We start from the raw sequence: 12,326 nt of genomic DNA on the forward strand, positions 1-12,326 counted from the left end.
CATGGTTATGACCACCGCACAGGTAAAAGACCTGCTGCTGCCGGGGCTGAATGCGGTCTTCGGCGAGTACGATTCCCTGCCCCAGCAGTGGACCGAGATCTTCGACAAGAACACCTCCGAGATGTACCGCGAGGTCGATGTCGAGGTGAAGCTGCTGGGCCTCGGCCAGCTGCGCAACGAAGGCCAGAGCATCGCCTACGAGGACATGGGCGAGCGTTACCAGTACGTCTACATCCATAAGGGTGTGGGCCTGGGCTTCGTCATGACGAGGTACGCGATCCGCGACAACCTCTACAAGTCGCAGTTCGCCCCGAACACCCGCGCCCTGAAGGCCTCGCTCCAGCAGACCAAGGAGGTCTATGGCGCCGCGGTCCTGAACAACGCGATGGACAGCACGGGCACCTACTATGGCGGCGACAGCAAGCCGCTGCTGGCGACCGACCATCCGATCGATGTCGGCACCGTCGGCAACACCTTCACGGTGCAGGCCGAGCTGAACGAGACGTCGCTTCAGGACGCCATCGTCGCCATCCGCCGCTTCAAGGATGCGGCCGGCCTGCGCAAGCTGGTGACCCCGCGCAAGATGATCGTGCCGCCCGAACTCCAGTTCGTCGCCGAGCGGCTGCTGAAGACCGAGCTGCGCGTCGGCACCGCCGACAACGACATCAACGCCCTGCGCTCCATGGGCGCGCTGCCGGACGGCTACCGTATCAACGACTTCCTGACCAACACGAAGTCCTGGTACATCAAGACCGACTGCCCCGACTCGCTGAAGTTCTTCCAGCGCGACGGGCTGGAGACCGACATGTTCGTCGACTTCGACACCGACAACCTGAAGGTCAAGGCCACCGAGCGGTATTCGTTCGGTTGGTCCAACTTCCGCGGCATCTTCGGTTGCATGCCGTAATTCTGACGGCATGACGTTTCGGGCCGCTGGCTTTTGCTGGCGGCCCTTCGTTTTTCAATTTTCATCCATCGACAGTCTTATGGAGAGTTAACATGACTGCTTCGCACTTCTCCGGCCCTCTGATGGTCTACGGCACCCCGCCGGCCGGCTCGTCCGCTGGCGGCAATCCCGAGGCCGGCCCGTCCGGCTTCTACCAGGGTGTCGCCACGCTGGACCCGCGCTTCTCCTATCAGCCCGGCATCACCGGCCTGGGCAAGCTGCCGGCCTTCGCCAACAGCCCCTACATCTGGATCGTCAACGCCACCCCGGCGGCCAAGGCCGTCGCCAACATCGCTGCCGCCGCCAACGTCGTCAGCGGCACGCCCATGACCCTGGTGTCGTCCAGCGGATCGGGCATCGTCGTCGGCGCCTCGGTCTACGACGTCACGGCCAACGCCGTCCGGTCCGGCGTCACCGCGCTCGCCATCGAGCAGGCCTATACCCCGCTGACCGTCGGCCCGCTGGCGCTGTTCGACCCGACCAAGGCCGTGACCCGCGCCGCGTCGGTCACCGGCTCGTCGAGCGCCACCGGCGGCGACTTCCTGTTCCGCGGCTACGATCTCTACGGCCAGGCGATGTCCGAGACCATCACCGCCGCGTCCGGCGTCGCCACGACCAACGGCAAGAAGGCGTTCAAGTACATCACCTCGGTGACGCCGCAGTTCACCGATGCCCACAACTACAGCGTCGGCACCACCGACATCTTCGGCTTTGCGCTGCGCTCGGACCTGTGGGAGCAGATGGATGCCTGCTTCAACGGCGCCTTCCTGACGGCGTCGACCGGCTACACGGCTGCCGTCACCACCACGGCGACCGCCACCACTGGCGACACCCGCGGCACCTACGCCACGCAGTCGGCGACCGACGGCAGCAAGCGCCTGATGATCGCCATCACCCTGTCGCCGAACGCCGCGGCTACCGCGACGACCGCGTCCTCGACCAGCCTGTTCGGCGTGGCCCAGGCTTAACGGGAGGGATCGCGCATGGCTCGCTCGACCAGCCGGACCGTGAGTGGAGGGGCGTCGACGCCCTACTATTCGCCTCCGTTCATCGTCGACACCAACGTCAGCGACTTCAACCTGGGCTTCGGCTGCGTCGTCACCGGCACCGTGAATTACACGGTGCAGCACTGCTACGACGATTCGGCCGTGATCCAGGCCGGCAATGCGACGTGGTTCGACCACGCCGTTGTCGCCAGCAAGACCGCGAACGCTGACGGCAACTACAACAACAACTCGACGCAGGGCCCGGTGTCCGGCATCCGCGTCAAACTGTCGACGGGCATCGCCGGCACGTCGGTGGTGATGAACATCATCCAGACCGGTCCGGGCGGTCGATGACCGCATGGGACCAGCTCGGCCTGCGGCGGCTGAGCAACGGCGATTACTGGCGGCTCTGCCTGGAACGCGACGGCCGGCGGCTGCGCGTCCAGCTGGGCCAAGCCGAGGGCGACCACTTCGTCTGGGGGTGGGAGATGATCCTCGCCCCCGGCGATCTCGCCTGGATGGCCAGCGACCTCACCTATGCGATGGCCGCCGCCGAGGCCGCCACCGTCGGCCGCATGCAGGCCGATGCCGCGATCTTCAACGACATGCAGCTGCGGCTGCGCGCGCTTCAGGAGCAAACCCATGGCCAAGATGACGATGGACAAGTGGGAGAAGACCGCGGCGGACAAGCGGATGGACAAGGCCGCGGCGAAGAAGGCCGGCAAGAGCGTGAAGGCCTATGAAGGCAGCGCCGCCGATATGAAGGCGGATCGGGCTGCCGTGAAGAAAGCCAACGCCAAGAAGCGGGGCCGCTGATGGCCGGCAAGAAGGACCCGCCGCTGTCCGTCGGTCGCGGCGAGAAGCTGCCGGTGTCGAAGGGCGCCGGGCTGACCGCCAAGGGGCGCGAGAAGCTGAACCGCGCCACCGGCTCGGATCTCAAGGCTCCTACCAAGGATGCCGACAATCCGCGGCACAAGTCCTTCTGCGCCCGCTCGAAGGGCTGGACCGGGGAGCGCGGCAAGGCCGCACGCAAGCGCTGGGGGTGTTCATGAATACGCATTGTCGGATCGCCCGCGTCCGCCCGAAGGCCGGCGGGGCGGAGCTGCACGTTATTCGGGGCGGCGTCACGGATGATGGCTTCGACAACGCCCTGCTCGCTTTCTTTGAGGCGGGCGCCAGGGAGGTACGTGAGGGCAAGATCATCGGCGTGGCGGCCACGTTGGCCCTGGCCGACGGCAGCATCTACACCGGCTGGCAAGGCGATTGCCCGGCATTCGCCACCATCGGCGCCCTGGACGTGCTGAAGCGGGAGTTCCTGGACGGGAACATCGAGGGCATCACGTCGGAGGGGCTTGCCTGATGACCGCCTCCGGCACCTACACGTTCACCCTCGACGCCAGCGAGATCATGGCCGAGGCGTGGGAGCGCTGCGGCAAGGACCCGGCCACGCTGGAAGGCTGGCAGACCCGGTCCGCCCGGAAGTCGCTGAACCTGATGTTCATCGACTGGTCCAACTCCGGCGCGTCCAACCTGTGGGCGGTGGAGCGGCAGACTCTGGCACTGACGGCCGGCACCGACAGCTACACGCTGCCGGTCGGCACGGTCGACGTCATCGAGGCCAACCTGTTCGACGGCTCGACAGAGACCGTCCTCACCATGCTGACTCGCGACCAGTACGCCGCGATCCCGGTCAAGACCACGCAGGCCCGGTCCAGTCAGTTCTGGGTCGAGCGCATCCTGCCGCTGCCGGTAATCCACCTCTACGCCACGCCAGATCAGGCCTACACGCTGATCTACTACCGCATCCGCCAGCTGCAGGACATCGGCGGCATGACCGAGACGCTGGACGCCCCGGCCCTGTGGCTGGAGGCGATCTGCGCCGGGCTGGCGGCGCGGCTGGCGCAGAAGTGGGTTCCTGAGCGTGAAGTCTCCCTCGGACAGGCGGCGGCCATGGCCTATGCCAAGGCGGCCGGCGAGACGCGCGAGCGGGCGCCGTTCACCGCGCAGCCGAACATGAGCTTCTACCAGTGACCGCCCGCCGGCGTATCCACGTCAGCCCGCGCAACCCGCGGGCGGCGGCGCAGTGCGACCGCTGCTGTCGGATCTTCTTCCACGACCAGTTGGTCAAGGAGATGGCCTATCGCGGCGACCGCACGGTGTGGAATGGGCTGATGGTCTGCCGTCACTGCCTAGACGCGCCGCAGCCGCAGGACCGCCGCCGGCAGCCCGGCCGCGACCCGATCCCGGTCCAGAACCCACGGTTTCAGGATCAGGAATCCAACCTTCTCATCACGCAATCCGGCGACGTCCTGACGACGGACGGCGGCGATGCGCTCACCTGGTGGTGACATGGCCAACACGACGATTCCCCAGCTGCCGCAGGCGGTGACGCTTTCGGCCAATGACCTGCTGCTGCTGAGCCAAGCCGACGGCGTGACGCGCAAGGCGCTTGTGTCGCAACTGACCAACCTGCTGCCCAGCGAGTTCGACGACATCACGGTCAGCGACCTTGCGTCTGTCGGCCGGCTCACTGTGGCGGATGGGCCGGTCAGCCTGCCGAACAACAGCGTCCCGGCCGCATCGCTGCCGGCGCCCCTGGTCCCGCTGGCCAGCGTGACGCCGGCCGCTGACACCATCTCCTACTTCACCGGCTCCGGCACCGCCTCCACCACGGCGCTGACCAGCTTCGCCCGCACGCTGCTGGCCGGCACCTCGGCCGCGGCGATGCTGACGACGCTGGGCGCCCTCGCGACCAATGGCGACGCTTCGTCGCTGACGATCACGCCCTATGGCGGGACGGTCCCGATCCTGCTGACGAAGGCCGCAGCCACCTATGACGCCCGCGCCTTCGGTGTGAAGGCCGACGGGACGACGGACGATTGGGCGGCGCTGAACGCGGCGCTGGATGCCATCGACGCGCTGGGCGGCGGCTTCTTGATCCTGCCGGTTGGCGTTATCAGCGTCAGCGACACATTGACGATTGGCAACGGCTCCAACAGCCAGCAATCGACGAAACACCATGGCATCGTCATCGTCGGCCAGGGCTCCGGCACCGGATCGGAGGTGTCCAACGTCGAGATCTCCGGGGCGACCCGGATCGTCTATAACGGCACCACCAGCACGTCCAAGGCTGTCATCCAGTTTGCCGGACCGCTGCACAGCGTCGGCCTGATCAACGTCACGCTCGACGCCAACAGCAAGGCGGGGATCGGGCAACTGAACTGCCACATCACGCAGGGACGTTTCGACCGCGTCGTCGTCAAGAATTTCACCTCCGCCGGCTATTACCTCACGACCCGGACCGGGTTCCCAACCGGTGTCGCCTACGGCAATGCCGACAACACTTTCCAGCAGTGCTATGCGTTCGGCGCCGCGTCCTCGACGGCGGACGGGATCGTCCTGACCAGCGGCGTCAGCACCGCAACGACCCTCGCCGGCAACCCGGACAGCGCCCGCAACATCTTCACCGGCGGCACGATTTTCTATGGCGGCGCGTCGGGATCGGCCGGCTGTCGCGTGTCCGGGGCCGACAACAACCTGCTCCAGGAAGTCGTCTTCCTGCCGACCGGCAGCAACACCGGGGGCAACAGCTTCTACTTCACGCAATGGCCCGGCTCGACCGCTTTCCCGCTGGAGAATGCCTTCATCAACTGCACGGGCATCCAGGGCATCGGCGGCCTGTCGGGAACGGGAAAGAACATCTTCTGGCCGCTGCCAACCAGCGATGGCGTCACGCAGCCGTTGAGCGACACCAACATCATCAGCCTCACCTATGGCGGGTCGATGGCAAATGTTCGCGCGCTGTTCGCGGACGGATCGGCCGGCGCCCCGGCCATGTCCTTCGCGCAGGAAACCGTCAGCGGCTTCTACCGCAAGGCTTCGAATGTCATCACCGCGGCCATCAGCTCTACGGACGTGTTCGACATCCGTGCCAACGAAATCCGCGGTCCGGCCGCCACGAGCGGGGCGGGCGTCACGGGGTATGCAGGGTCAACGCACATCTACTCGATGACCCGCTCCAGCAATGACGCCCGCATCGCCGGCTTCGGAAGCGTGATCATCGCCACCGGGGCAACGTCGGGCCCGACCAGCGGGACCAACTGGTTCCAGGTCTCGAATGCCGGCGTGGTCAGCCACAATGCCGGCACCAACACCATCGTCGACGCCAGCAGCCATCTGTGCCTGCGCAGCTACACCTTTGCCACGCTCCCGAGCGCTTCCGGGGCGGTCAAGGGGGTGTGGGTCTCCGACAGAAACAAGCCGGCATGGGCCAGTGGGTCGAGCTGGTACTACGCAGACGGCACCGTCGCCTCATAAGGGGAATCGCCATGCAGACCATCAAGCAGCCATACGAGTTTCTTGCTCGCTGGGATCAGTCCGGCGCCCTGGCTGGCGTGCACGTCCAGCACCGCTACGTGATCCGCGAGGACGACGGGACGGCAATCGGCGAAACGCTCGGGCAAGCGGAGCCGCTGACGCTGGAGACGGCCGCCGGCTTTCCGCTCGGCGATTTGCTGACCCAGGTTCAGGCCGATGCGCTGACCGCCAAGGCTGCCGCCGATGCGGATCGCGACGCCGCCCTGGCCCGGATCGCCGATCTGGAGGCGCAGGTCGCGGCTCTCCGGCTGGTCGAACCGCAGGCCTGACCGATGCCCTACACCTACGACAGCTTCAAGGCGGCGATGGCGCTGCACATGATCGTCGACGCCACCGATCCGGATTTCGTCGCCGTTCTGCCGCAGATCATCGAGGGCGCCGAGCAGCGGATCTATCGGGAACTCGACCCGATCTGGTGCCGCAAGACCTGGGCCTCGACCTTCGGCTCGTCCGGCACGCCCGAGGACAACGCTACGCTGGCGCCCCCGACCGACCTGCTGGAGGTGCGCGAGTTCCGGTTCTATCCGCTGGGTGCCGGCACCACGAAGCGGCAGGCGCTGGAGCATCGTGCCGACACCTTCGTCCGGGAATACTGGCCCGATCCCGCCGTCACCGGCACGCCGAAATACTACGCCCTGACCGGCGCCGACCCCGGCCCGCTGACGATTCAGGTGGCTCCGACGCCGTCCACCGCCGCCCCGGTCGAGATCGTCGGCACCTTCCGGCCGGCTGCGCTGTCCGCAACCAACACGACCACCAACCTCGCCACGCTCTATCCGGACCTGATGCTCTATGCCGCCCTGGTGTTCGCCGCCGGCTACCAGCGGAATTTCGGGGCGCAGAGCGACGATCCCCGGCAGGCGATGAGCTGGGAGCAGCAGTATCAGGGCGCGCTTGCCTCGGCCAAGGCGGAAGAAGCCCGGCGCAAGGGCGGGGCCTGGGTCGACCGCGCGTCGCCGTCCGCCGCCATCCCCACCGCGTGAGGAATAGATGCCCAGCACCTACAGCACATCCCTCCGCCTGGAACTGATGGCCGACGGCGAACAGTCCGGCACCTGGGGACAGAAGACCAACACCAACCTCGGCACGCTGCTGGAGACCGCCATCGTCGGGCAGGCCACGGTGGCGCTGTCCAGCACGGACGTCACGCTGACCGCGAACAACGGCGTCGCCGATCAGGCGCGCTGCGCCATGCTGCTGCTGACCGGCACACTGAGCGCGAGCGTCAACGTCATCGTCCCGGCGACGATGAAACTGTACGACGTCGTGAACGGCACCTCGGGCGCCTTCACCGTCACCGTCAAGACCGCGTCCGGCAGCGGCGTCTCCGTGCCGCAGGGGCAGCGCTCGCGGCTCTACTGCAACGCGACCGACGTGCTGGAGTTCTGGGGCTCTGGCACCACGGCCAACAAGCTGCTGCGCCTGGACGGATCGGCGAAGATCCCGGCGGTGGACGGATCGCAGTTGACCGGCGTCACAGCATCCCAGGTTGGCGCGCTCCCCACGGCGGGCGGCACCATGGGCGGCGCGGTGAAAGAGACCGTGACGGTCATCACGCCGTCCGGGTCGACCTACACCATGGACCTGTCGGCCGGGAACGACTTCGACGCCCAAACGCTGGTCAGCAGCCCGGTCTTTGCCAACCCGACCAACCTGCCCCCGAGCGGCAAGGTGCAGGGCTTCTTCATCCTGACCAAGAATCCATCCGGCGGCATCACCGGTATGACCTTCGGCGCCAACTGGACGGCCATCGGCAACATCACGCCGAACCTGTCGCCGAACAAATACAACGGCATCGCCGGGAAGGTCTACTCGTCCGGGTTGACCACCTTCTCCATCATTCCGGGCATCTGACCATGGCCGCCGATCTGCACCGGCTGGCCGCGCGCCAAGCCGTCGCGCCGCTGCGCCGGAAGCTGAACCCCACCGGTCGGCGTCTGCCTTCTGCGCGCATCCGCCTCCGCCGGCACGACCGGCCGCGCGCCATCTTCGGCATCGCCGACATGCTGATGGCCGCAGCCCGCGGCAGCTACCCGGCGAACGTCAGCAGCCAAGCCACGACGACGCAGACGATCATCGTGTCGGTGGCCTGCACGATGACGGCGAAGCTGTGGGGTCCCGGGGGAGGGCTCTCCGACCCCTTCGACCGATCCCGCGACGGCGGTGGCGGCGGGTATGCTACGGCGGTGTTCTCGCTTTCGCCCGGAGACGTCCTCGCCTATGCGGCTGGAGGCCCTGGGGATGGGTTGTTCGGGGCGCCCGGCACCAGCGGCAGCGGCACCCGCAACGGCGGCGGGAACGGACGCAGCGGCGGCGGCGCGACCGAGCTGTACATCAACGGCGTGCCCGTGCTGATCGCTGGCGGAGGTGGAGGAGGTGGCGCCACCACCCGGGGCGGCGGAGGCGGCGGAACGGCCGGCGCAGATGCTCCGAATGCTGGGCTGACCGGTGGTGGCAAAGGCGGCACGCAATCGTCCCCTGGCGCGGGCGGCAATGGCAGTTCCAGCGGCCCGGCCGGCAGTGCCGGCTCTGGCGGAACTGGCGGCAATGGCGCGGGCGGCTCCAGCGGTGGGGGCGGCGGCGGCTGGCGCGGCGGCGGTGGTGGTGGCGTCAGCTTCAACACGACCTTCGGCCGGGATGCCGGCGGTGGCGGCGGCTCCAGCTATGACAGCACCGGCTCCGGCACGCTCATCGCCGCTACCGACTGGCAGGCCGCGAACCGCACGGACCCCGATTACACGAACAGCGCCGGCAACAGCGAACAGCCCGGCCTCGTCGTCCTGAAATTCGCAGCCTGATGCGCGACAACATTCCAGCCGCGAGGCATGCATGCCGCTGAACAAGATCACGCTCCGGCCCGGCATCAACAAACAGGCCACGCCGACGCTGAATGAAGGCGGGTGGTCGGACTCCAACCTGATCCGGTTCCGTGATGGACAGCCGCAGACCTGGGGCGGCTGGACGCTGGCGGCCAGTGGTCTGTCCGGCGTTGCCCGCGGCATCCACACATGGTCTCAGCTGGACGGCGAAGGCGTTGCCGGTATCGGCACCAACACCAACCTCTACATCTTCCGCGGCGGAGGATACGACATCACCCCGTCCGGGCTCGCTGCCGGTCCGGCCGACGCCGCGACCTCCTTCGGCTGGGGCGCCAGTACCTGGGGGACGGAGACCTGGGGCACGCCTCGCAGCGTTCCGCTGGTCGGCCAGCAGCCGCGGACATGGTCGCTCGCCAATTGGGGCGAGTTCCTGCTCGCCAACCCCCGCGAGAACGGCATCTATGTCTGGCAGCCCAGCGGCGCGACGATCAATCCGGCGACGCTGATCTCGCAGGCCCCGCAGCAGGTCCGGTCCATCCTGGTCGGCATGCCGGAGCGCCACCTGATCGCGCTGGGCTGTTCCGATCCTGGCGCGACGACGAACTATGACCCGCTGCTGGTTCGCTTCTCCGATGTCGAGGATTACACGGTCTGGACGGCGACGGCGACCAACAGCGCGGGCAGCTTCCGACTGTCCGGCGGCAGCCAGATCATGGCCGGCGTCACCGCGACGAACGAACATCTGATCTGGACCGACAAGGCGCTCTGGTCGATGAAGTTCGCTGGCGCGCCCTACTACTACGGATTTGACCAGCTGGGCGGGAACTGCGGTCTCATCAGCCCGCACGCGGCGGTGGACGTCAACGGCACCACCGTGTGGATGTCGGAAGGCTCGTTCTTCCTCTATCGCGGCGGCGCGCCCCAGACGCTGCCCTGCACCGAGCATGACGCGGTGTTCAAGGGCATGAACCGCATTCAGTCGCAGAAGATCTATGGGGCATTGAACACCGTCGCCAATGAAGCCGTATGGTTCTTTCCGTCTTCGGCATCTGTGGAAAACGACAGCTATATCTCTTGGAACTATGTCGAAAATGTATGGGCAACTGGCAGCCTTGCACGAACCTGCTGGACGGACCGCGACATCTTCGGATACCCGCTGGCAACCTCTCCGGAAGGCACTCTTTATTACCATGAATTTGGTTATGATGCTGACGGTACCCCGATACCGTGGTATCTTGAGAGTGGCTTTTTCGACATCAGCGACGGGACGCCGTTTACCTTCGTGGACCGCATTCTCCCCGACCAGACCCTGACCGGCAGCGCGCTCCTCACGCTGAAGGTGGCCGACTATCCGTCGTCCACGCCGCGCAGCATCGGCCCCTACACCATCACGCCGACGACGACGTTCATCACGCCCCGGGCGCGCGGCCGGCAGATGGCGGTGCGCTTCGAGAGCGCCGGGCAGGCCGGCACGTCCTGGCGGCTTGGCGCCGTCCGCATCAACTCCAATCCGGATGGCCGCCGATGAGCCTGACGATCCCACGTCTCCCGCCGAACCCGACGCCAGCCGATCTGGAGCGCTGGGCTGGCAGCCTCGCGCGGTCGCTGGCGACCCAGCTCGACCCGCTGCTTCAGGCCGCGACGGGCCGCGATGGAAGCGGGGCGGCGCAGCCCTATCAGGTGTCCGACTACACCGCTCGGCGCAGCCTCACCATGGCGTCGACGCCGTCCACCACCGATCTCGGCAACGTCGTCTCGACGGTGATTGCCGACCTCAAAGCGAAGGGGATTCTGGCGTGACCAGCATCGACGACCTGACCCCGGCCCAGCTCGCACAGATGCTCGGCCTCACCGCAAGCCCCGCCGCCGGGACGGCGACCGCGGCGGCAGCAGCGCCCGGCAGCTCCTGGTTCACCAAGGATGCGGCGGGAAACGTCTCCATCCCGCGCACCTACACCCCGGTAAGCGGCTCCGGCCGCAACCTGAAGCGCTACGGGATGGACGGCGGCGAGCACAGTTTCTTCCAATACCAGGGCCGCGGCGTTGTCCCGCCGGCGCCGGCGGCGGCGCAAGGGGCGACCGGCTTCATGCCGCAGGGCTTCCAGCGCGATCAAGGCGGGCAGGGCGGCGGCATGACCGGAAGTGGGTCGCGAGGCGGCGTTTCCGCCGATGCTGGCGGCACGCCCGGCGATGGGCGGACCAATGCCGACGGCAGCGCCCGCGACGGCACGACCGGCATGCCGTCTGACAATGGCCTGGGCGGCTTCATCGACCGCACGCCGGCGGAGCGCGCAGCCTGGATGGCGGCCGGCTTCATGCCCGGCCCCATCGGCACCATCGCCTCGCTGGCCAACGCCGGGATCACTGCCAACAACCTTTCCTACAACAATGACGTGATGCAAGGGCTCGGCCTGCCGGGCCTGTCCGCGGCGCAGATCGCCGGCGCCTATGCGCCGTTTGGGCTTGGCAACGATTACGGCACCACGAATTTCGGCAACACCCCAGCCGGCCGGCTGGCCGCCTATGGCATCGAGCGTGGATGGGACAACGCCCAGCCGAACAACAGCGACGGCATCAGCGCGGCGCCGGCATCTGGCGTCGGCGGCATTTCCGCCCGGTCGATCAGTGCCGATGGATCCTATGGCCCCAGCATGGGCTTGGGAGCGTCCCGCGGCCTCGGCGGTTTCGGTGGAGACCGCGACGGCTCCGATGGCAGCGGTGGTGGTGGCGGCAGCAGCAGCGGCGGCGGTGGTGGCGGAGGCGGGGGCAACAGCAACGGCGGCGGCCCGAGCCACGACAGCCCGCGCGCCGATGGCGGCATGGTCTATGCCTCCGGCGGCCTCGTCGACCACGTCTCGCCCGGTCGCGCCGACAAGGTGAAGGATCGCGTTCCGCCAGGGACGTACGTCCTTCCGGCCGACGTCGTTTCATGGGCTGGAGAAGGCAACACCGCCGCCGGGGCCAAGGCCCTGGATGCCGCTCTGTCCCGTTTGCCCGCGGGCGCCGATGACGGATTCGCCCGCGGCGGCCGGGTGCCGGTCCGGCTGTCCGGCGGCGAATACAAGGTGCCTCCCGCCCGCGTCGCTGCGCTGGGTGGGGGCAATGTCAATCGCGGCGCCGACCTGCTCGACAAGCTGGTCGCCATGGCCCGCGCCGATCTGGCCCGCAAGGCCTCCACTCTGCCCCCGCCGAAGTGAG

Annotated in this window: 16 protein-coding genes; all 16 read left to right on the forward strand. The window is 67.6% G+C overall.

All coding sequences use genetic code 11. The features are described 5' to 3' along the window. Position 1: 1 nt before the first annotated feature. The 16 genes from ABNQ39_RS00155 to ABNQ39_RS00230 all read left to right on the forward strand — a co-directional run bounded on the left by ABNQ39_RS00155 (position 2) and on the right by ABNQ39_RS00230 (position 12,325). Positions 2–907, forward strand: coding sequence for a phage major capsid protein (locus ABNQ39_RS00155; RefSeq protein WP_376956381.1), 906 nt, complete (start codon positions 2–4; stop codon positions 905–907). A 92-nt stretch (positions 908–999) separates the two neighbouring features. Continuing rightward, the gene (locus ABNQ39_RS00160; protein WP_376956383.1) at positions 1,000–1,914 is read left to right on the forward strand and encodes a hypothetical protein; all 915 of its coding nucleotides are present in this window, start codon (positions 1,000–1,002) and stop codon (positions 1,912–1,914) included. A gap of 15 nt (positions 1,915–1,929) precedes the next feature. Further along, entirely contained in the window at positions 1,930–2,286 is a 357-nt protein-coding gene (locus ABNQ39_RS00165) for a hypothetical protein (RefSeq protein WP_376956385.1), read from the forward strand. Further along, entirely contained in the window at positions 2,283–2,675 is a 393-nt protein-coding gene (locus ABNQ39_RS00170; RefSeq protein WP_376956387.1) for a hypothetical protein, read from the forward strand. Before ABNQ39_RS00165 ends, ABNQ39_RS00170 begins: the two co-directional genes overlap by 4 nt. A 72-nt stretch (positions 2,676–2,747) precedes the next feature. Then, positions 2,748–2,984, forward strand: a complete 237-nt coding sequence (locus ABNQ39_RS00175) for a DUF6321 domain-containing protein (protein ID WP_376956388.1) — start codon at positions 2,748–2,750, stop codon at positions 2,982–2,984. Continuing rightward, positions 2,981–3,292 carry a hypothetical protein gene (locus ABNQ39_RS00180; RefSeq protein WP_376956390.1) on the forward strand — a complete coding sequence of 104 codons (312 nt, stop codon included), beginning with the start codon at positions 2,981–2,983 and terminating at the stop codon, positions 3,290–3,292. Before ABNQ39_RS00175 ends, ABNQ39_RS00180 begins: the two co-directional genes overlap by 4 nt. Beyond that, positions 3,292–3,963, forward strand: coding sequence for a phage adaptor protein (locus ABNQ39_RS00185; RefSeq protein WP_376956392.1), 672 nt, complete (start codon positions 3,292–3,294; stop codon positions 3,961–3,963). Before ABNQ39_RS00180 ends, ABNQ39_RS00185 begins: the two co-directional genes overlap by 1 nt. After that, positions 3,960–4,280 carry a hypothetical protein gene (locus ABNQ39_RS00190; protein WP_376956394.1) on the forward strand — a complete coding sequence of 107 codons (321 nt, stop codon included), beginning with the start codon at positions 3,960–3,962 and terminating at the stop codon, positions 4,278–4,280. The genes ABNQ39_RS00185 and ABNQ39_RS00190 overlap by 4 nt, the downstream gene beginning before the upstream one ends. 1 nt (position 4,281) lies before the next feature. Continuing rightward, a complete protein-coding gene (locus tag ABNQ39_RS00195) occupies positions 4,282–6,249 on the forward strand; it encodes a hypothetical protein (protein ID WP_376956396.1) in 1,968 nt (655 codons plus the stop codon). 11 nt (positions 6,250–6,260) lie between these two features. After that, the gene (locus ABNQ39_RS00200) at positions 6,261–6,578 is read left to right on the forward strand and encodes a hypothetical protein (RefSeq protein ID WP_376956398.1); all 318 of its coding nucleotides are present in this window, start codon (positions 6,261–6,263) and stop codon (positions 6,576–6,578) included. A gap of 3 nt (positions 6,579–6,581) precedes the next feature. Beyond that, the gene (locus ABNQ39_RS00205; protein WP_376956400.1) at positions 6,582–7,292 is read left to right on the forward strand and encodes a phage adaptor protein; all 711 of its coding nucleotides are present in this window, start codon (positions 6,582–6,584) and stop codon (positions 7,290–7,292) included. A 7-nt stretch (positions 7,293–7,299) separates the two neighbouring features. Next, positions 7,300–8,163: a hypothetical protein gene (locus ABNQ39_RS00210; protein WP_376956402.1), complete on the forward strand. Its 864-nt coding sequence runs from the start codon at positions 7,300–7,302 to the stop codon at positions 8,161–8,163. A 2-nt stretch (positions 8,164–8,165) separates the two neighbouring features. Continuing rightward, on the forward strand, positions 8,166–9,107 hold the full coding sequence (locus tag ABNQ39_RS00215) for a glycine-rich protein (RefSeq protein ID WP_376956404.1): 942 nt from the start codon (positions 8,166–8,168) through the stop codon (positions 9,105–9,107). A 31-nt stretch (positions 9,108–9,138) separates the two neighbouring features. Further along, positions 9,139–10,656, forward strand: coding sequence for a hypothetical protein (locus ABNQ39_RS00220; protein WP_376956406.1), 1,518 nt, complete (start codon positions 9,139–9,141; stop codon positions 10,654–10,656). Beyond that, complete coding sequence (locus ABNQ39_RS00225; protein ID WP_376956408.1) at positions 10,653–10,928, forward strand: hypothetical protein; 276 nt, start codon at positions 10,653–10,655, stop codon at positions 10,926–10,928. Before ABNQ39_RS00220 ends, ABNQ39_RS00225 begins: the two co-directional genes overlap by 4 nt. After that, entirely contained in the window at positions 10,925–12,325 is a 1,401-nt protein-coding gene (locus tag ABNQ39_RS00230) for a hypothetical protein (RefSeq protein ID WP_376956410.1), read from the forward strand. Before ABNQ39_RS00225 ends, ABNQ39_RS00230 begins: the two co-directional genes overlap by 4 nt. Position 12,326: the final 1 nt, after the last annotated feature.

The organism is Azospirillum sp. A26, assembly GCF_042604635.1.
Lineage (GTDB): Bacteria > Pseudomonadota > Alphaproteobacteria > Azospirillales > Azospirillaceae > Azospirillum > Azospirillum palustre.